Origin of the sequence: uncultured Boseongicola sp., from assembly GCF_937988555.1 — a bacterium.
In the GTDB taxonomy this organism is placed as follows: Bacteria; Pseudomonadota; Alphaproteobacteria; order Rhodobacterales; family Rhodobacteraceae; genus Boseongicola.
This window is the reverse complement of record NZ_CALJXO010000192.1, coordinates 1-19,885: the sequence shown is the minus strand read 5'-3', so window position 1 is coordinate 19,885 and position 19,885 is coordinate 1. Positions and strand designations below refer to the sequence as shown.

Here is a 19,885-nt window from a genome sequence, read left to right as displayed (position 1 = left end):
TTCGGGCAAAGGCAAGGTCCAGCCTTAGCTTGTCACAAGAGATCAGGCAGTTGCGGCAACCGGCTCGGGTTCGACGGCCAGCGGGTCGGGATCACGCAGAACGTATCCCCGCCCCCAAACCGTCTCGCTGTTGTTATCGCCTTCTGTCGCCTCTGCAAGTTTCTTGCGTAGCTTGCAAATGAAGACGTCAATTATCTTTAGTTCCAGCTCGTCTATTCCGCCATAAAGATGGTTGAGAAACATTTATTTGGTCAGCGTCGCGCTCTTTCGGAACGAAAGAGGCTCAAGCATCTGATATTCCTTGCCGGTCATATGGACCGCACGCCCGCCGAAATCGACAGTCTTAGCGTCCAGATTGACGGATACTTTCCCGGTTTTGATCACAGATTGCGCGTCGCCCTTGGAGCGAGAGATGATTGCGTGGGTACGCGCAAAAAGTTCCTCGCGATGGAATAGCTTGCTCAAATAGTCGTCCACACCGAAGCCCAAACTCCTAATTTTATTCTCCGTGTCGTCGGAACCTGTGAGAATCACAAATCGGCGTGTCGACCCGGGAAAGGCGCCATTGCCTCAGAACTTCCTCTCCTTCCATATCCTGCAGATTCAACTCGAGAAAAATATAGTCGTAATCATAGGTTGTATATAATCCGTTGAATAACCGTCTCTTTCAAGACGTCCACTCCATTCCGCGCACCCATTGATTGCCAACCATCGTACTCTTCTGAGGAGATTTCGTACATTTCCAGCGCATCATCCCGCTTAATCAGTCCGGATGTAACGGCGGGCACGACGGCTGCTTTGTGGCTTGCGACCTATCGTCCAGTGTTCGGTTCTGGTAAATCAGCGCAGGTAATGACATTTCCATCAGGAAACGTAACTGCGCGCGGACCATCGGCTTCTTTAAAATACATGGCGGCCATCCATGGGCACGTTTGAGCGTCATTTTGCATAACAGGCCTTAACTCAAAGTGAAGGCGACCCTTGCGATTACATCGCATTTTCCTATATTTCTAAAGAATACTGTTCTCGAATTGGTGACTGGCATGGCGCTCGATAATCGCGACGCATTGAATTCTCTCGGCTTTCCAAAGGCCCCTGCAGACACACGCGTGGTTGTGGCAATGTCGGGCGGTGTGGACAGTTCGGTCGTCGCCGCGGAACTTGCGCGCGAGGGCTACGACGTCGTGGGCGTCACACTTCAGCTTTATGACCACGGTGCCGCGCTTTCTAAAAAAGGCGCGTGCTGCGCAGGCATCGACATTCACGATGCACGGCGCGTGGCCGAGGACATGGGCTTTCCGCACTATGTGCTCGATTACGAAAACATCTTTCGCGATGCAGTAATCGACGAATTTGCAGACAGCTATCTTGCTGGTGCCACACCGGTTCCCTGCATTCGTTGCAACGAGCGGGTGAAATTCAAGGATCTGCTAGAAACCGCCAAAGATCTCGATGCCGACTGCATGGCGACCGGGCACTACATTCAAAGGAAAGTTGGACCCGAGGGGCCGGAATTGCATATGGCCGCCGATACCGCACGCGACCAAAGCTATTTCCTGTTTTCAACCAAGCCGGACCAACTGTCGTTTTTACGGTTTCCCTTGGGCCATCTGACGTCCAAGGCCGAGACACGCGCCCTTGCTACACGTTACGGGCTTGGCATAGCCGACAAACCTGACAGTCAGGACATCTGTTTTGTCCCGAACGGCGACTACGCAAGCGTTATCGAAAAGCTCCGCCCCGGCGCTGCCGAACCCGGCGATATCGTGCATGTTGACGGACGCGTCGTTGGCACCCACAAGGGCGTCATCCACTACACAATCGGACAACGTCGCGGACTTGGAATAGGCGGATTAGATGAACCGCTGTACGTGGTAAAACTGGACGTCGAGGCCCATCATGTGATCGTCGGACCGAAAGAGATGCTGTCGACCCGCATCATCCCAGTTCGTGAAATAAACTGGCTGGGAGATACTCCCTTTCAGTCGCAAAGCGAATGGCACGTTTCGGTAAAAGTGCGCTCAACGCGCCCACCGACAGAAGCAGCTATCCGACCGCTATCTGACACGTCGGCCGAGGTGGAATTGTTTAAGCCAGAAGAAGGTGTTTCGCCCGGGCAGGCTTGCGTGTTTTATCAAAACGGATCAAGCCGCGTGCTGGGGGGCGGCTGGATATGGCGCGGTAACTAGGCGCTTAGCCCTTAAGCACACCCAGGACAGCCTTCGCCGCACGCAGCCCCGGCCCTTCACCGTCGCGCCCAAGCCGCTCCATCGTAACGTCCATCGCGGCTTTTTGCGCGTCGCGGGCCGTTGAATCCGTCAAAAGCAGCAACAACGCTGCTGCAATATCTGGCGCGCGGCAGGCTGGTCCCAGAAATTCAGGCACGACCCTATCGCCACTTACCAGATTGACGAGGGTTACCGTGTCGACCGCGGCAAGGCGTGACATAATCTGCCAGCTGAGCCAACTCATGTTATAGGCCACAACCATCGGCGTCCCGCTTGCTGCAAGTTCTAGGGATACCGTGCCCGAGGCCGCCAAAGCCACGTCGGCCGCGCGGAAGGCTGCTCGTTTCCGCGCAGCCGCGTCAGGGCCCTCGCGAGGGTCGAGAACAATAGGTTGGCCGGGCCAGGACGCGACCGCGCCTTTGACCGCATCGGCAACTGCCGAAGCCGCGGGCACGACGATACGCGCGCTTGCATGGCTGGCCAAGACGGACTCCATCGTCTCGCCGAAGACCGCAGATAGCCGGGCGATTTCGCTTTTGCGCGACCCCGGCAGCACAAGGATCAAAGGTGCATCCTCGATCCTCTCGCTTGCGCGAAAGGCACGCACTTCGTCATCAGTGGCCACAGGCTCGCCAACAACCGGATGCCCGACGAAATCGCATCCCATACCTGCGTATTCCATGTAGGGCGGCTCAAACGGCAGCAGAGCGAGCACATGGTCAACATAGGCCGCCATCTTGCCGGCGCGCTTTGGCCGCCAGGCCCAAACCGACGGCGCAACATATTGTATCGTGCAAATTGATGATTTCGCCTTTACCAGCTTGGCAAGACGGAGCGAGAAATCCGGACTATCAATGGTCAAAAGCGCATCAGGCTGCCATTCAAGAACAGCGTCGGCAGTCTGATGCAGGCGTTTTCTCAGATTCAGGTACTTTGGCAAAACCTCAGCAATTCCCATGACCGACAATTCGTCCATTGGGAATTCGCTTTCGATGCCCTGTGCTTGCATCATCGGCCCCCCGACCCCGCGCACGTCAAGGTCTGGAACAATGGACTTCAAGCCCGCGAGAAGGGCGCCCCCAAGTTTGTCGCCAGATGGCTCACCGGCCAAAACAAAAAGCCTCATCGCGGCAACAAAAGCGCAAGCCACACAGCTTTGACGGCGCATGTAATCATGCGTCGCGCACCCAAAGAAACAGACCGGCCTCGTCAATCGCGGCGGTCACATCCTCAAGATCAAGCACCATCACCCCGCCCGCCTGAATGACCAACCCGTCAAGTCCGGCCGCTGCCGCACCCCTGACGGTCTCGACACCAATTACGGGCAGGTCGATCCGCACATCTTGCGTTGGCTTTTTAGCCTTATAAAACAAACCGCCCGGCCCATAGGTGGTCCCCGCCAATGTGTTCAGCATGAAGTCAGTGCCGGGCAAGGCTTCAAGTGCAAGCGCTTGTCCTTTACGCACAACGCATGACTGCCCAAGATCGAGATTGCCCAAGGCTGCAGCAATCTCGGCCGCACGCATTGCGTCTTTTCGATGGTGTTCTTCAATCTGCCGTTTTGACAAAACGCTCACAGGGGGCAGAAGATTCGGCGCCAGGTCTATCGCTGAGCGGATGTAAATCCCGGCCTCCTCAAATATTGCAAGAACCGCACGCAGGGCGGCGTCATCGCCCATCTGAAGCGCGGGCATAATGCGCGGCAAAAGCGGTAATGTTGCCGCATCCAAGGCCGTGGGATCAATCTCGGGACGCGCAATCGCTCCGACAAAACAGACCTCGGTCACGCCATCCGCCTTGAGACCACCAATCAGGCTCCCAAGTGTCTCCAGTCGAAACCGCCGATCCGGCGCCACGCCATCGGGATCAAAACCATCGAGTGAGGCTATGTGGGGGCGCGTCTTAAGCCGCTCGACCAGTATCGCCGGAAGCCGCCCCTGCCCGGCAATCAACGCCAGCATCGACCTATCGCTCCGGCGTCAGGAACGAGCGATCCGAAGACCCAAGAATAAAGTCCAGAATCTCGTGAACATAGGCGCTTTCGGCGTTGTCCTTGAGATGCCGCGCACGCTCTTGAAACGCCCCCTCGCCATTGGCAAGGGACTGGAACGCAGCCCTGAGCGCCGAGATATCCGCGCGACCAACACCGCGTCGCTTCAAGCCGACCAAGTTCAACCCGTCCAATGACCCGCGTGGTCCCTGCACCAAACCATACGGAATGACATCGTTCGTCACCATTGTGACCGCACCAATAATTGCGCCCTTACCGACCCGGACCCATTGGTGAACTCCCGACAGACCGCCGATAATGACGTCGTCTCCAATCACGCAGTGCCCGGCAATCGCGCCCTGATTGGCGACGATCACACGATCACCCACGATCGTATCGTGCGCCACGTGGGACCCCGTCATAAACAGGCAATCATCCCCGACGCGTGTTTCACCGCCACCGCCTGCAGTACCGGTGTTCATTGTCACACCTTCGCGGATCCGATTGCGTTTGCCGACAATCAGCCGTGTTTCCTCACCTTTAAACTTAAGGTCTTGCGGTATCTCTCCGATCACAGCGCCCGGAAAAATCACGGTGTCTTCGCCGATTTCCGTGATCCCTGTGACGACAGCGTGCGATTTTACATCTACACCGGATCGCAAAACCACCTGCGCGCCAATGACAGAAAACGGTCCGACACGCGCGCCCGCTTCGATCACAGCACCGAGTTCGATCACCGCAGACGCATGAACATCCGCTTTGGCATCCATCCTCACTTTGGAAGGTCCATCATTGCTGTGAACTCACACTCGCAAGCAACATCGCCGTCGACCGTCGCACGCCCCTTAAATTTCCAGACCTTGCCGCCGCTACGAAGCGTTTCAACTTTCATCCGTAGCGTATCACCTGGGATGACTTTCCGGCGGAACTTCACATTGTCCATCGTCATAAAATAAACGCCAAAATTCTTGTCTGCCAAGTCAAGACCGACACCTGCAATCACTGCAGCCGTCTGGGCCATCGCTTCCACCATCAGCACCCCCGGGAAAACCGGCATTCCGGGGAAGTGCCCGGTAAACTGTGGTTCATTCATCGTGACGTTTTTGATGCCGATGCCCGAGGACGTCCCATCAATATCGGTAACTCGATCAACAAGCAGAAACGGGTATCTATGCGGAATTATGCGCTGTATCAAATCGATATCAGCGCGTGCGAGCGACTCGGTCATTCATTTCGTCCTCTGCCCGGATTTTTAAAAGTGGTACCAAGTGGGCGGCTTTGCCGCAAGCACATCACTCGAGTGTTGCCGCATCATTGACCCGTGCAATGGCCTCGTCCGTGATGTCGATGCGATCGGCGGACAAAAAGACGTCGCGTCTGTCCAGAACAACAAGCGCTCCGCGCTCGCGTACAATATCCGAGATGATGCCTGCTACATCGTTGAAAAACTCTTGCCGTGCTGCGTCCCGAAGCCTGCTTAATTCTCTCGCCTTTTCATCCTGCGCGTCACGAAGACGCTGCACGTCCCCGTCGAATGCATCTGCCAAGGCGCGGAAGTCCTCGACGGGCAATTCAGGGCGGCGCACGGTGAGGTCCTGCTCGCGCTCGATCAGCCTGCTTTCAATCTGGGCATTTTCGGCTGCAAGCGTTTCGACCTCTGCCTCGATGGCACGCGCGGACCGCGCACCCAATCCGGTTTCCTGAAACAAGCGGTCTTGATCAATTGTCAGGATCGGCGGCGGCAGATTAAGTGCTGTATCTTGCGCCACCATAGGCGTCGCCAGCGCGCAGAATAGAAAAATTGCAAGCGTGAGCGTCGACCTCCTCACGTTCAAAACGCAGTCGAAATCGTGAAATCGAACGAACGTTCATCGTCCAGCGGGTTAGATTTGATCGGGTTGGAGAAATTCATGCGAAGCGGACCAAGTGGCGTCGCCCAAAGCAACGAAAATCCAATCGCCGACCTCAACTCAAACCCATCATCCACCGGCACGAGCGCGTCGCCGGCCGTGTTGTCGAGCCCCCAAAGCGAGCCCAAATCGAGGAACACGCCCCCGGTGATCCCAAACTCTTCCGGAAGCCCCAAAGGGAAGTCCGCCTCAAGACGTAACGCCACGTACTTGTTGCCGCCCAGCACATCGGATTCGGTTGCGCCAGTGTCGCGCGGCCCGATACCGCGCGACGAGAATCCGCGCACCTGCCGAGACGACAGGAAAAAGCGATCGGTGATCCGTGTGTCGCCGCCGCCCAAAGCCGCAACCGCGCCGCCTTCCAAAATCGCACGCAACGTGACTTCTTCGTTCCATACGTCGCGTTGAGCGACAACACGTGCGGTGGTCTTCAGAAATTCAGTGTCGCCACCAAGGCCCGCAAACTCTTGCCCGAAAGAGAACAACACACCGCGGTTCGGGTTCAGCCCTCCCCGGAGCAGATCAAGCGTATAGTCATAGCCCAATGAACTGCGGATTTGATCGCCCTCTTCACCTTTGATGATACTTGATGCGGAGTCGGTGACGTTGAAAATCTCCTCGCTTGCCAGCGTGTAGCTTAGCGATACGCGGCCGTTTTCGGACACGGGAAACCCAAGCGACGGCGAGATCGACGTGACTCGCGTTTCATATGCCGCATTGCCGAAGTCGGTTGTCCGATCATTGATCGCAAGTCCGAACGAAAGGTCACGCGCAAACAAAGCCGGCTCGCGGAACGTTAAGCTGATGTTCCTGTCCTCGGTGCCTGTTTGGATTTGCACGCCGACCGATTGGCCCCGTCCAAGGAAATTCCGCTCAGAAAAACCGATGACAATACCAAAGCCAGAGTCCGTCGAAAACGTACCACCAAAGCTAAGGTTGCCTGTGGGCTGCTCTTCAACATCAACATCGACGATCACCTGGTCGGGCGCGGATCCTTCCCGCGTTTGAACATCTGCGTTGGAAAAGAAACCAAGGGCGCGTATGCGCTCGGCCGCGTTGCGTATCTCACGTGGATTGAACGGATCCCCCTCAACAGGATCAAATTGACGGCGGATCACCCGGTCCAAGGTCGTCGTGTTTCCCTCGATATCAATGCGCTCAACGAAAATGCGCTGCCCACGCACAAGCGCGAACTCGACGTCCAATGTCAGGTCCCGCGCATTTCGAGTCACGCGCGGCACAACCCGCAGAAAATCAAAACCCTGCTGAAGCGACAGGCGTTCCAGACGCGCGATCTGTTCGTCAATTAGGGCGGGGTTCCATGTGTCCCCTGACCGCAAACGAAGCGCGTCGCGGTAAGCGTTTATATCGGCGTCCGGAAATTCCGAACTGACCGAAACTGCGCCCACCGCAAACTTTTGTCCTTCGCGCACGCTGAAGGTCACAAAACTTGCGTCTCTCTCGCGCGAAAACTCTGACGTGACGTCCAGAACCCGGAAGTCAACGTAACCGCGCGATTGATAGAAGTCGGTCAATGCCTGACGGTCAAACGCGATCCGCTCGGGTATGAACGAGTCCGCGCGGATGATGGCGCGCAAAAAGCCCGCTTGCTTGGTTCCTATCGCCCGCCGAAGCCTGCGATCCGAAAACGCGCGGTTTCCAACAAAGCTGATCCGCTCGTTTTCAACCACACGCCCTTCGCGCACTTCGAACACAAGATCCACGCGGTTGTCGGTACGTCGGATGATCCGAGGCTGCACAGTGGCCGCTAAGCGTCCGGAATCGACGTAAGCTCCAACAATAGCGCTTGCGTCTTCTTCCGCTTGCGACGGCGAATAAACACGCCGTGGTGCCGAGCCGACAACAGTCAAGAGTGCCTCGTCAGACAGACGCTCGTTACCTTCGATATTGATACGATTGATTGTAGGGCGTTCGACCACGTCGATCCGCAACCCGTTGCCCACGGGGACGATTTCAACGTTTTGGAACAGGCCCGAAGCCACGATACGTTGCAGCACATCGTTGATCTGTCCATCGGTTAAAATGGCGCCGGGCTCGATGTCGGCAAGATCCACTACGGTGGCATCTGGCACACGCTGCGTGCCGTTGACTATGATCGAGGACACTCGGGTCTGAGCCGCGGCATCGGACACGTTCAATCCTATCGCCAGAAGCCCCGCCAAAATCCAAAGTGAGAGATCTTTAACTCGATTTGCTCGCCACATTCCCGCACCCGCTTTTTTGTTCTTTATGGCGCGTGATTAAACAGATTCTAAAGGGCTGTCAAAAGACAAGGCCGCCCCAAAAGGGCGGCCTATTTCGTTGTCAGGTTCTTATGCTGACTTAAAACCGTGCTCCGATATAGGCGGATAGGAACAAAGCACCGCCAAGCGCTAGAAGAAAAATCAAACGGTCAAGGTTAAGCTCGACCAGAAGTTCAAGTCCTTTGAAACCGTGCTGAATTGCCTGCATGTTCTTCTTCCTACATTTTGATTATCCAGAAATATCGGCGGAATGTGGCTGAAATTTGGCGTCTCAAAGGCGCTTAGATGGCTCGGACTAAGGGCAGAACAGATCGTTTGTGACCGCGAACAGCATCAAACCAAGCATTACGGTCAACCCGCCCGCCATCAGATATTTTAGCGCCTGATCGCTTGGGGGACGCCCTGTGACCGCTTCCCAGAAGTAAAACACAAGGTGTCCGCCATCCAAAACAGGGATGGGAAACAGGTTCAGCATGCCCACAGCCGTCGACAAGACGGCGATAAACCATATGAACGATACCCAGCCCTGACTTGCCGCCTGCCCCGAGGTTTCGGCAATACCAATAGGCCCCGAAATATTACAGGTTGAGATTTTGCCCACCACCATATGATAGAGGCCGGACAAACTGGACTTTGTAATAAAGACGATCTGATTTGCGCCATATGCAAGGGCCTGACCTATCGACGGGGTTTCCGAGGCCGGCACGAACGACATGCCCGGCGAAACTCCAATGATATAATGGGTTTCGAACGAGCCGTCCGCAAGTGGCAGATCAGTTCGCCGTGGTGCCATCGTAAAATCGCCAAGCACACCATCACGCCAGACTGTCAGAGCGATCGCGGCGCCATTTGAGGCCCGAACTTTATCGCGCAATTGTTCAAAGTCGATGATCGGATCACCGTCCACCGCTGTGATCACATCGCCTTCAAGTAGCTCCGCTTCTTCGGCAGCCGAACCCGGTGATACCGATCCGGCAAGGGCCGGGAACAGCCACGGACCTCGCACTGTCGTTTCGGCCCCCTCACGCAACACCGTATAGGTGGCGGTTTCGGTCGGCTCGACGCTCCCGCGAAGATCGTTGAAGTCTTCAGTTGGCGGAACGACGAAGCCATTTACCTCAAGAATGATATCGCCGGGCTCCAGCTCTTGAATGGAAGACGGCATCGCAACAAGCTCTTCGATGGTGATCGGGTCGCTTGCGACGCCGCGGGTCATCAAAAGGGCCGCAAATATCAGAAACGAAAGGATAAAGTTAAATACTGGCCCTGCAAGGACCGTCAATGTGCGCGCCCAAAGCGGTGCGCCGTGCATTGTTTCCCGCAAATCTTGGTCTGAAAGACCGATCATGGCATCAGCATCTTTTGCCGAAGCCGCATTGCCGTCTCCGCGAAACTTTACGAACCCACCGAAAGGCAGCGCAGCAATCTGCCAGGCAGTGCCATGGCGATCTGTCTTACTAAACAAAACAGGTCCAAACCCAACGGAAAACACATCCGCTTTGATCCCCGTCCAGCGGCCCACAATATAGTGGCCATACTCATGGATCGCCACAATCACCGAAAGCGCCACAACGAACGCCGCGATTGTGAATACTATACTTCCGAACGTCGGAATCAGCCCTGCCAAGTCCATGAAAACCCTATCTCTGTCGCCGTAAAATAGACTCGCCAGCCCGCATGCGCGCCGTTTCGTCTGCTTGCTGAACGCTATCTAGCGTAATCGCGGCCAAACCTAGACCCTCACCTGACATTATTTCGATCACGTCTGCGACAACTGCTGCCATATCCAAAAATCCGATCCGCTCCTCAATGAAACCATCAAGCGCGCGCTCTTTGGCCGCGTTGAATACCGCGCCCGCCAATCCGCCTTCTTCCATGACCCATCTGGCCTGCGCCAGCGCCGGATATCGCTCGTCATCGGGCTCGTGGAAAGTAAATTGTCCGATCTCGGCCAGATTAAGACGTTCCACTGGCAGGTGGTCGCGTTCGGGCCAGTTCAACGCATAGCCGATAGCGTGGCGCATATCGTGTGGGCCGACGTGCGCCATCAAGGCTCCATCGCAAAAACCAACAAGCGCATGGATCAGGCTCTCGGGATGCACAATGACTTCTATTTTGTCCGGATCGATACTGAAAAATTCATGCGTTTCAATAAGTTCCAAGGCCTTATTGAACATGCTCGCACTATCGATCGTGATCCTTTTCCCCATATCCCAATTGGGGTGAGACGAGGCTTCGGCCAATGTGGCGGACGCCAGTTTCTCTATTGGCCAATCGCGAAAAGCCCCGCCCGACGCCGTGATAATCACGCGCTCAACTGTCTCGATGTCTTCGCCAACAAGCCCTTGGAAAACCGCAGAATGCTCGCTATCGACAGGCAAGATGCGTGCACCACTTCCCGCCGCCGTTGATTTCAGAAGCGACCCCGCCGTGACGAGGCTTTCCTTGTTCGCCAGGGCAAGCGTCGTGCCTTGCTCCAGTGCTTTCAGGCCCGGTGGCAATCCGGCGGCGCCCACGATGGCGGACATGACCCAGTCTGCAGGGCGCCCAGCCGCCTCGCAAAGCGCCATTTCGCCCGCCGCAACCTCGATGCCAGTCCCCGACAAGGCGTCCCGCAACGGCTCAAGACAATCGTCAAAGGCGGTTACGGCAATTTCGGCGCCAAGGGCACGGGCCTGCTTGGCAAGTCTGGTGACATTTCGTCCCCCCGTAAGCGCAACTACATCGAACGTGTCCGGCTTTCGCTCAATCAGACCTACCGTGCTGCAGCCGATGGAACCGGTCGAGCCAAGAATTGAAACCTTACGCGTCAAAGGCTCACCGGCATGGGCGGGAACACCACCAAAGCCTCAATGATCAACAGGAGAATGGACGCGCCAAGCATTCCATCGAACCGATCAAACATACCGCCGTGACCAGGCATAATGTTAGAACTGTCCTTAATGCCCATGCGGCGCTTCAATGCGCTTTCCGAGACGTCACCAAGTTGCGATGCCATTGAAATAGCAATGGAAACGCCGATCAATTCAAGTCCTGCCGCCCCGTTGAACACATAAACCGCACCAATGATCGCAGCCCCAATCCAACCCGCTAACGTCCCCGACCATGTCTTTTTAGGGCTCACCTTCGGCCAAAATTTCGGGCCTCCGATAAAGCGGCCCGCGAAATACCCCAGAATATCCGTTGAGATCACAACAAGCGCCAGCCACGCCATCCACCCAAACCCAAAATCATCTCGAAGCGCAGTCAACCCAAAGCCGGCGACAAGGATTACGGCACTATAGATTGCATAGGTGAAACGATGCTGCTCGATCTGACTGACGCCGACCATGGCGGGCAAAAGCAGCAACGGCAGCGCAAAACCTGCAGGTAATTCCATTGCCGCAAGCAGAATGGCAGCCGTAATCACCGCCATCGGGATCGCGCGTTTCGCCGCACCGATCATCCGCTGCAGTTCCCACAACATAATACCGCAAATCACCGCTATCAGGATATGAAACGCCAATCCACCCAGCCACATGGTCCAAAGGCCGACGCAAGCTACAATACCACCTGAAAGAAGGCGTTGACCTAAGTCACTCCACTGGCCCCCACCGGCTTTGCTCATCCAGGTACGGCTCCATAACGTCGTTCACGGCTGGTATATCCGGACAGTACACGGGAAAACTCATCCCGTGTGAAATCAGGCCAAAGTGTTTCGACGAATTCGTATTCCGAATAGGCGGATTGCCACAAAAGGAAATTCGAGATCCGAGCTTCACCGCTTGTGCGAATCACCAGATCCGGGTCTGGAAGCACGTAAGTATCCAAACGGCGCGCCAGCGTTTCCGCGTCCACAGACTCGGGATCAAGCTTGCCTTCAGCAACTTCCCGACACAGCCTTTTTGTGGCACGTGCCACCTCATCCCGTCCGCCGTAATTCAACGCAATGGTCAAATGCACAAGATCATTGTAGCTTGTCAAAAGCTCCAATTCGTCCATCAATGCAACAAGCGTGTTGTCCAGCTTCATGCGGTCGCCAATAAAGCGAACTCGCACACCAGAATCAACCAACTGCTTGGTTTCGCTCATCAAATAGCGTTTGAAAAGCTTCATAAGACCAGAGACTTCCGTCTGGGTCCGCTTCCAGTTCTCGGTCGAAAACGCGAAGATCGTCAGGTACTTCACACCAAGATCGGGACAGGCCTCAACGATCTCTCGCACGCGAAGCGCGCCCGCATGATGCCCGAAAAGCCTTGGCTTGCCGCGCGCCTGCGCCCAACGGCCATTGCCGTCCATAATAATGGCCACATGTTCAGGTGTGGTCCGCTCAGATTTGCCCAAAAGGGTCTCCTCAGTTTTAGCCCCACCCCGCGGTGCTTTTACACCTGCATTATTTCTTCTTGCTTACTTTCGAGAGACGCATCGACTTTTGCGATCCCCTTGTCGGTGAGTTCCTGCACAGCCCCTTCCCAGAATTTCTGATCATCCTCGGACATACCGTCGGATTTGGCCCTCTTAATCTGGTCCATGCCGTCTTTGCGGACATTGCGAACCGCAATCCGCGCGTTTTCTGCGTAGGTCCCGGCAACTTTCGACAATTCGCGACGCCGCTCTTCGTTCAACTCGGGGATCGGCAGGCGAATAATCGTGCCATCCACAACCGGATTAATCCCAAGCCCACTTTCGCGGATCGCTTTTTCGACTTTGCCGGTGAGACCCTTGTCCCAGACGTTTACCGTGATCATGCGCGGCTCAGGTACATTCACTGTACCGACCTGATTGATCGGTGTCACAGCCCCATAAGCATCGACCATAATCGGCTCAAGCATCGATGCCGAAGCGCGCCCTGTCCGAAGCGTCAAAAATTCCTGCCGAAGCGAAGCCAATGCTCCATCCATTCGGCGCTCAATATCGTCAACATCAATGTCGAAGTCGTCTGCCATGCCTGTTTCTCTTATCCATTTTCGCGGGCTTTTGCCGGATTAACCATTCTATACCCGGCTTTTGCCAGCTTTGTATAGCCTTTCGCGCCAAGGCGATCGTGCAGGGTTTGTGCACCAAACGGCGGTCGTGTTTTGCCCGGCTCTACTTTTCCTGTACGATTGTATAGGTGCCCTCGCCCGCCAGAATACCTCGGAACCCGCCGGGCTCGTCCAAGGAGAACACAATGATCGGCAAACCATTGTCGCGCGCCAGAGCAATTGCCGATGCATCCATGACACCTAGGTGCTGCGCCAGAACTTCGTCGTAAGTCACCTTATCGTAGCGCTTGGCGTGGGCGTACTTGACCGGATCCATGTCGTATACGCCATCAACCTTGGTGCCCTTGAAGATCGCTTCACATGACATCTCGCTGGCGCGCAGTGTTGCGGCGGTATCGGTGGTAAAATAAGGGTTCCCGGTGCCGGCGGCAAAAATGCACACACGTTTCTTCTCAAGATGGCGCACAGCGCGGCGGCGAATATAGGGTTCGGCAACCTCATCCATCCGGATCGCCGAGATCACGCGGGTGTGGATTTTCAGCTCTTCCAACGCAGACTGCATTGCAAGCGCATTCATCACCGTCGCGAGCATTCCCATGTAATCTGCAGTGGTGCGCTCCATACCTTGCGCAGAGCCTTGCAAGCCCCGGAATATGTTGCCGCCACCGATAACCATGCAGACTTCTACGCCCATCTCTTGCACCGATTGCACTTCACGCGCGATTCGCGCCACAGTTGGCGGGTGAAGTCCGTAGCCCTGATCTCCCATCAGCGCTTCGCCAGATATCTTCAGAAGGACGCGTTTGTAAGATGATTTGCCTGTTTTGTCTGCCATAAGCCCGGTCCCTCGCATCATTTCAACGCGCCTTTGCGCCCGGCGGGAAAATGTCCGAAAACGGCACAAGATTCAACGCACGAAGGACGCCTTGGCAAAATGAATTTGATCGACAGGGTCATCGCGTCCCTCAGCCCAGAACTCCCGGTCCTAATTGCGGGTCCAACCGCAAGCGGGAAGTCCGCTCTGGCGATGGCAATCGCCGCGCGTTTTGGTCGACCGGTGATCAATGCGGACGCCCTTCAAGTCTATAGCGATTGGCGCGTTCTCACGGCGCGCCCATCGATGAAAGACGAGGCCGACGTTCCACACCGGCTCTATGGACATGTGCCGGGTACGCAAAGCTACTCGGTCGGCGATTGGCTTCGCGACATCACGCCTTTACTTGCCGAAACGCCACCCGTGATCGTCGGCGGCACAGGTCTCTATTTTTCTGCCTTAAGCGATGGGTTGGCGACAATACCACCGACTCCGGACAACGTCCGAGCCGAAGGCGATGACCGGCTTGCCCAATATGGCGTCGACACCCTTATCGCTGAACTGGATGGCGACACGCGCGCACGGATCGATACCTCCAACCCCCGCCGTGTTCAGCGTGCCTGGGAGGTGATGCAAAGCACAGGGCGGGGCCTTGCGTCGTGGCAGGACAAAACAGGTCCACCGCCCCTTCCGATTGAACAGACGCAAGCACTGGTCCTTTCTGCGCCAAAAGACTGGCTGATACCCCGCATCGAGAGACGCTTTGACGCAATGCTGGAACTCGGCGTTCTGGATGAAGCGCGCGCCAATGCCCCCACCTGGCATCAAGGCCTTCCCTCAGCCAAAGCAATTGGAGCTGCAGAGCTTGTGGCGCACGTCAATGGCGACATGAAACTGGACGCCGCAAAACAAGCCATCATCGTACACAGCCGGCAATACGCAAAACGCCAACGCACTTGGTTTCGCGGACGTATGAAGACGTGGCGCTGGATCGACGCCAACGCCCCCTGAAGTGTTAGCGCTGACACCTCCTTCCAAGCAAAGCCTACGCTTGTTCTTTTAACCTTTAACCTTTGCCCTTCGTTTGCCATAAGTCGCGCGATGACAAACAGGATCGCACTTGGAATTGGTTTGTTCCTTTGCGCGTTTTTCGCGCTGAGTTTCGTCCTTGGCCTTGAGTGGCATATTTTTTTAGGACGAAAATTCATGGACCTGATCAGATTGATCGCCTTCTGGCGCTAAATGCATCCAGCCGAGAACAGGAGAAGACCTTTGGCAGTCAAAGTCGCAATAAACGGATTCGGACGGATTGGACGTAATGTCCTGCGTGCAATCATCGAATCTGGCCGCACCGATATCGAAGTCGTGGCAATCAACGATCTCGGCCCAGTTGAAACCAATGCGCATCTGTTGCGCTATGACAGTGTTCACGGACGCTTCCCGGCAACCGTAACAACGACTGATACAACAATTGATGTCGGCCGCGGTCCCATTCAGGTCACAGCAATCCGAAACCCGGCAGATCTGCCTTGGGCAAATGTCGACATCGTTCTGGAATGTACCGGAATTTTCACATCGAAAGAAAAGTGTCAGGCCCACCTTGAGAACGGATCAAGCCGTGTGCTGATCTCGGCGCCCGGTCCTGATGCGGATAAAACGATCGTCTTTGGCGTGAATGACGCATCGCTGACCGCAGACGATATCGTTGTATCAAACGCCTCGTGTACCACGAACTGCCTTGCGCCAGTTGTTAAAGTGCTGAACGACGCCATCGGCATCAACAAAGGCTTCATGACGACTATCCACAGCTATACCGGCGACCAGCCAACTTTGGATACGATGCACAAAGACCTCTACCGTGGACGTGCCGCTGCCTTGTCGATGATCCCGACGTCCACAGGGGCTGCGAAAGCGGTTGGTCTCGTGCTTCCCGAACTGAACGGCAAGCTCGACGGCGTCGCAATCCGCGTGCCGACCCCGAACGTTTCGGTCGTAGACCTGACGTTCGAAGCCAGCCGCGCCACCAGCATTGAAGAAGTGAACAACGCCATCCGCGCCGCAGCAGACGGACCGTTGAAAGGCATTCTTGGCTACACAGACGAGCCGCTTGTGTCGATTGACATCAACCATGACCCGCACTCGTCGGTTTTCCACATGGATCAGACCAAGGTCATGGAAGGCACTATGGTGCGGATCCTGACTTGGTATGACAACGAGTGGGGCTTCTCGAACCGGATGAGCGATACGGCTGTTGCCATGGCGAAACTTATTTAAAAATGTCCTGAAAACTGGACCTCCAAAAGCTCCGCCAACGCGGGGCTTTTTTGCTTCGATGACGGTGAAATATGAACGTTGACCACCCCGGAAAAAAAACGTCCCGGCCACGCGCCAAAAAAAACGCCCGCACGAAGCGGGCGCTAAGTTATTGAGGCAGGTTTCATACAGGCAAGAAACCTATCGAGCAGTAAGTCCTTTATACGCAACGATTTGCCGGTGGCCAAGCTAAAAGTTTGAAAAGGTTTAAAGTCGCGCATAGGCTCTAAAACCAAGGACCTTTAGAGAGCATAAGGATTGCCGTCAAAATGGGAATTAACTTTTTCGCAGCAGTTGGCATCGCCGCTGCCGTTTTAACTGGGGCGACTCAGGCCGAGCCCAAACACGCCATAGCTATGTATGGCGACCCTGCTCTTCCACCTGATTTTGTGTCTCAGCCCCATGTGAACCCCGACGCCCCGAAAGGTGGCGCGATTGTTCAGGGTGAAGTCGGCGGGTTCGATTCGCTCAATCCCCACATCCGCAAGGGCCGCACGCCGTGGCAACTGCGCTTTTTGGCATACGAGAGCCTTATGGGCCGCAGTTATGCAGAACCGTTCACGCTTTACGGTCTCTTGGCCGAATCAATCGAGACCCCCGAGGACCGCTCATGGGTCGAGTTCACGCTCAACCCCGCAGCGCGATTCTCGGACGGTGCCCCCGTAACAGTCGAGGACGTGCTTTGGTCATTTGAAACCCTTGGCACCATCGGCCACCCCCGCTACGCGGGGACCTGGGCCAAAGTAGCAAGCGCCGAAGCCGTCGGCGAGCGCTCGGTGCGTTTCACCTTCAACACACCTGACGACGAATTGCCCTTAATCATGGGTTTGCGCCCAATTTTGCAGAAAGCGCAGTGGGAGGGCAAAGACTTTGCGGAAAGCGGTCTAGACGACATCCCGATCTCAAGTGCGCCCTATATCATTACCGACTTCGAACCCGGACGCTTCGTTCTTTTGGAACGCAATCCGGACTATTGGGGCGCTGATCTTCCATTCAGACGCGGCACCAACAATCTTGACCAAATCCGTATGGAATTTTTCTCCGACGGCACCGCGATGTCCGAAGCCTTCAAAGGCGGCATCCTAAATACGATGCGCGAAACCAACGTCCAGAAATGGGACACACAGTATGACTTCCCGGCAGTGCAGGCGGGTGATGTCGTCAAATCCATCATTCCGCACCAGCGCCCGACCGGCATCAAGGGACTGGTCTTCAACACCCGTCGCGTACAATTCCAGGACTGGCGGGTCCGTGAGGCGCTGATCACTGCCTTCAATTTCGAGTTTATCAACACAACCATCAACGGCGAAGCGCAACCGCGTATCACCTCGCCCTTCGGGAACTCAGTTTTTGCCATGGCACCCGGAGAAGCCACGGGAAAGGTGCGAGACTTCCTTGAACCCCACGCCGCCACTTTGCTGCCCGGCGCCATCGAGGGCTATACGCTGCCCGTCGGCGACGGCACCGAACGCAACCGTGCCAACATCCGCAAAGCGCTCTCAATCATGGAAGAGGCAGGCTGGACGCTTCGGGACGGGACGTTGAAGAACACGACCGGCGAGGCATTCACCTTCGACATTCTCTTGCGCTCGGGCGCATCCGAGCCGCAACAGATCGTCGATCTGTATATCTCGGCGCTTCAGCGCATCGGGATCAACCCAACCGTCACAACCATCGACAGCGCCGAATACACCGAGCGCACCAGAACGTTTGATTTCGACATGACATGGTACGCGCGCGGTGTGCCGTCGCTTTCGCCGGGCAACGAGCAGCTTCTTTACTGGGGCTCTGAAGCCTCAGACGTGGACGGTAGCCGCAATTGGGCAGGTATTCGTAATCCAGCCGTTGATGCGATTATTGGCGAGATGCTGGTCTCCGAAACGACTGAGGATTATCGTGCGGCCGTAAAAGCACTGGATCGTGTGTTGATCTCGGGGCGCTATGTTGTTCCACTGTGGCACCAGCCGATTGCACGGCTTGCCCATGCCAAAGAGCTTCGCTATCCGTCGGTCTTGCCGATGTATGGCGACTGGATAGGGTTCCAGCCCGATGTCTGGTGGTATGAAGAATGAGGACGGATATGAAGAAACTTGTCTTGATGACCGCGGTCCTGCTGGGCCTTGCCGCATGCAACACCGTCGAGGGCCTCGGCCAGGACGTGTCCGCAGGCGCACGCGCAATCGACCGCGCAATCTAAATCTGGCTAATTCCCGGACGTCTGGCCTCGCGCGCGGCGTCTGGGAACCACCTAACTGCGCTTTTGGCAAAGGCCCCTGTTACAAAACCTTCACTTGCCCGTCATGCTCTCGCACGTAAACCGACACCACAGGTGAACGGAGAAGCCGACATGACACGCATTGCATTGAATGGACTGGGCCGCATCGGCAAACTTGCTTTGCGAGACCTTTGCGACACCGGCTCGGGCGGCGAGATCGTTCTGGTCAACAAACCTTACGGCGACACTGACCAACACGCTCTTTTGCTCGAGTTCGACACGGTCCACGGTCGCTGGGACGCCGACATCGCGTCGCGCGAAGACGGGTTCAGCGTCAACGGACAACACATCCGCCTCACCCGTGAAAAAGGCATTGAAGACATCCCGCTGATAGAGATGGTCATCGACTGTTCTGGCGTTTTCAAATCCGAGGCCGCCCTCGCCCCCTATTTTGCCGCCGAGATAAAAAAGTCATTGTCTCTGCACCCGTAAAAGACGGCAGCGCGCTTAACCTTGTCTATGGTGCTAACCAATACCTTTGCGATTCGGATGCACACAGGCTTGTCACCGCGGCGTCCTGCACCACCAACTGCCTCGCCCCAATTGTCAAAGTCATCCACGAAGAACTCGGTATCCGACACGGTTCGATCACCACAATCCACGACGTGACCAATACACAAACCATCGTCGACCGACCGAACAAAGACCCTCGTCGGGCACGATCGGCGCTGTACGCCGGGCTTGGCCTTCAGATCATCGGGCTTACAGCCCTGACACAGCTTTCCCCAAGCTGGAGTGTCACAGCCTCGCTTGCCTTCGTGATGGCTCTGCAGGGTCTGTCAGACGTCGCCAAGGATTTGGCCAAGATGTAGTCGAAAAGTGCGGTGAATCTTTTGGCACCAGCCGAGGACGGTGCGCTTTTCCGATGGGTCTCTATTCTGACCGGCTCGAAGAATGCAGTAAAAGGCTTTGGGTTTCTTCTGGGCGCCAGCCTTCTTGCGATCTTCGGTTTTACGACATCGCTTTTGTCTGTGGCAGTCGCTCTGGCAGCAACACTCGCCGCGCCGTTTTACTTCATGCCACCGGGCCTGCCGGGCGGCATGAAAGGTGTCAAATTCAGCTCTGTTTCTCAAAGAACCCACAGATCAATCGACTGTCTCTAGCTGTCACATCCCGATCTTCTTCTA

Annotated in this window: 20 protein-coding genes and 2 pseudogenes; 7 read left to right on the top strand and 15 right to left on the bottom strand. The window is 55.9% G+C overall.

Annotated features, from left to right (window positions below; all coding sequences use genetic code 11):
- Positions 1 to 42 precede the first annotated feature (42 nt).
- Positions 43 to 634, bottom strand: a pseudogene (locus Q1B15_RS10810) (response regulator transcription factor); the annotation flags it as partial.
- Positions 630 to 788 carry a DUF1153 domain-containing protein gene (locus Q1B15_RS23465; RefSeq protein ID WP_366141708.1) on the bottom strand — a complete coding sequence of 53 codons (159 nt, stop codon included), beginning with the start codon at positions 786 to 788 and terminating at the stop codon, positions 630 to 632. The gene Q1B15_RS23465 and the pseudogene Q1B15_RS10810, both read right to left, overlap by 5 nt.
- Before the next feature lie 255 nt (positions 789 to 1,043).
- Between Q1B15_RS23465 and mnmA the strand changes: the two genes are divergently transcribed.
- A complete protein-coding gene (gene mnmA / locus Q1B15_RS10800) occupies positions 1,044 to 2,189 on the top strand; it encodes a tRNA 2-thiouridine(34) synthase MnmA (protein WP_299753752.1) in 1,146 nt (381 codons plus the stop codon).
- Positions 2,190 to 2,193: 4 nt separating this feature from the next.
- Here the strand turns inward: mnmA and lpxB are convergent, their stop codons facing one another.
- The 13 genes from lpxB to pyrH form a co-directional block, all read right to left on the bottom strand.
- Positions 2,194 to 3,354, bottom strand: coding sequence for a lipid-A-disaccharide synthase (gene lpxB / locus Q1B15_RS10795; protein ID WP_299753751.1), 1,161 nt, complete (start codon positions 3,352 to 3,354; stop codon positions 2,194 to 2,196).
- Positions 3,355 to 3,400: 46 nt separating this feature from the next.
- Positions 3,401 to 4,189 (bottom strand): UDP-2,3-diacylglucosamine diphosphatase LpxI, encoded by a 789-nt coding sequence (gene lpxI, locus Q1B15_RS10790; protein ID WP_299753750.1) that lies wholly within the window; start codon positions 4,187 to 4,189, stop codon positions 3,401 to 3,403.
- Positions 4,190 to 4,193: 4 nt separating this feature from the next.
- A complete protein-coding gene (lpxA, locus tag Q1B15_RS10785) occupies positions 4,194 to 4,988 on the bottom strand; it encodes an acyl-ACP--UDP-N-acetylglucosamine O-acyltransferase (RefSeq protein ID WP_299753764.1) in 795 nt (264 codons plus the stop codon).
- Between the two features lie 2 nt (positions 4,989 to 4,990).
- A complete protein-coding gene (gene fabZ, locus Q1B15_RS10780; RefSeq protein ID WP_299753749.1) occupies positions 4,991 to 5,446 on the bottom strand; it encodes a 3-hydroxyacyl-ACP dehydratase FabZ in 456 nt (151 codons plus the stop codon).
- Positions 5,447 to 5,510: 64 nt separating this feature from the next.
- Positions 5,511 to 5,990, bottom strand: a complete 480-nt coding sequence (locus tag Q1B15_RS10775; RefSeq protein WP_299753748.1) for an OmpH family outer membrane protein — start codon at positions 5,988 to 5,990, stop codon at positions 5,511 to 5,513.
- Between the two features lie 59 nt (positions 5,991 to 6,049).
- Positions 6,050 to 8,281: an outer membrane protein assembly factor BamA gene (bamA, locus tag Q1B15_RS10770; RefSeq protein WP_299753747.1), complete on the bottom strand. Its 2,232-nt coding sequence runs from the start codon at positions 8,279 to 8,281 to the stop codon at positions 6,050 to 6,052.
- 190 nt (positions 8,282 to 8,471) lie between these two features.
- Positions 8,472 to 8,600: a hypothetical protein gene (locus tag Q1B15_RS10765; protein ID WP_299753746.1), complete on the bottom strand. Its 129-nt coding sequence runs from the start codon at positions 8,598 to 8,600 to the stop codon at positions 8,472 to 8,474.
- A gap of 87 nt (positions 8,601 to 8,687) precedes the next feature.
- Positions 8,688 to 10,025, bottom strand: a complete 1,338-nt coding sequence (gene rseP, locus Q1B15_RS10760) for an RIP metalloprotease RseP (protein WP_299753745.1) — start codon at positions 10,023 to 10,025, stop codon at positions 8,688 to 8,690.
- Positions 10,026 to 10,032: 7 nt separating this feature from the next.
- Complete coding sequence (gene dxr / locus Q1B15_RS10755) at positions 10,033 to 11,205, bottom strand: 1-deoxy-D-xylulose-5-phosphate reductoisomerase (RefSeq protein WP_299753744.1); 1,173 nt, start codon at positions 11,203 to 11,205, stop codon at positions 10,033 to 10,035.
- Positions 11,202 to 11,999 (bottom strand): phosphatidate cytidylyltransferase, encoded by a 798-nt coding sequence (locus Q1B15_RS10750; protein WP_299753743.1) that lies wholly within the window; start codon positions 11,997 to 11,999, stop codon positions 11,202 to 11,204. The genes dxr and Q1B15_RS10750 overlap by 4 nt, the downstream gene beginning before the upstream one ends.
- The gene (uppS, locus tag Q1B15_RS10745) at positions 11,996 to 12,715 is read right to left on the bottom strand and encodes a polyprenyl diphosphate synthase (RefSeq protein WP_299753742.1); all 720 of its coding nucleotides are present in this window, start codon (positions 12,713 to 12,715) and stop codon (positions 11,996 to 11,998) included. Before uppS ends, Q1B15_RS10750 begins: the two co-directional genes overlap by 4 nt.
- Before the next feature lie 38 nt (positions 12,716 to 12,753).
- Entirely contained in the window at positions 12,754 to 13,317 is a 564-nt protein-coding gene (gene frr / locus Q1B15_RS10740) for a ribosome recycling factor (RefSeq protein ID WP_299753741.1), read from the bottom strand.
- Positions 13,318 to 13,459: 142 nt separating this feature from the next.
- Entirely contained in the window at positions 13,460 to 14,191 is a 732-nt protein-coding gene (gene pyrH / locus Q1B15_RS10735; RefSeq protein WP_299753740.1) for a UMP kinase, read from the bottom strand.
- A gap of 99 nt (positions 14,192 to 14,290) precedes the next feature.
- On the opposite strand from pyrH, the gene miaA reads away from it, so the two are divergent.
- From miaA to Q1B15_RS23460, 6 genes and pseudogenes are all read left to right on the top strand, one after another.
- Positions 14,291 to 15,181: a tRNA (adenosine(37)-N6)-dimethylallyltransferase MiaA gene (gene miaA, locus Q1B15_RS10730; RefSeq protein WP_299753739.1), complete on the top strand. Its 891-nt coding sequence runs from the start codon at positions 14,291 to 14,293 to the stop codon at positions 15,179 to 15,181.
- Between the two features lie 261 nt (positions 15,182 to 15,442).
- Positions 15,443 to 16,444: a type I glyceraldehyde-3-phosphate dehydrogenase gene (gene gap / locus Q1B15_RS10725; protein ID WP_299753738.1), complete on the top strand. Its 1,002-nt coding sequence runs from the start codon at positions 15,443 to 15,445 to the stop codon at positions 16,442 to 16,444.
- A 308-nt stretch (positions 16,445 to 16,752) separates the two neighbouring features.
- Positions 16,753 to 18,555 carry an extracellular solute-binding protein gene (locus tag Q1B15_RS10720; protein WP_299753737.1) on the top strand — a complete coding sequence of 601 codons (1,803 nt, stop codon included), beginning with the start codon at positions 16,753 to 16,755 and terminating at the stop codon, positions 18,553 to 18,555.
- 8 nt (positions 18,556 to 18,563) lie between these two features.
- Positions 18,564 to 18,680, top strand: coding sequence for an entericidin, EcnA/B family (locus tag Q1B15_RS10715; protein WP_299753736.1), 117 nt, complete (start codon positions 18,564 to 18,566; stop codon positions 18,678 to 18,680).
- A 150-nt stretch (positions 18,681 to 18,830) separates the two neighbouring features.
- Positions 18,831 to 19,429: pseudogene (locus Q1B15_RS10710) on the top strand (glyceraldehyde 3-phosphate dehydrogenase NAD-binding domain-containing protein); the annotation flags it as partial.
- Positions 19,430 to 19,591: 162 nt separating this feature from the next.
- Entirely contained in the window at positions 19,592 to 19,861 is a 270-nt protein-coding gene (locus Q1B15_RS23460; protein ID WP_366141707.1) for a hypothetical protein, read from the top strand.
- Positions 19,862 to 19,885 lie beyond the last annotated feature (24 nt).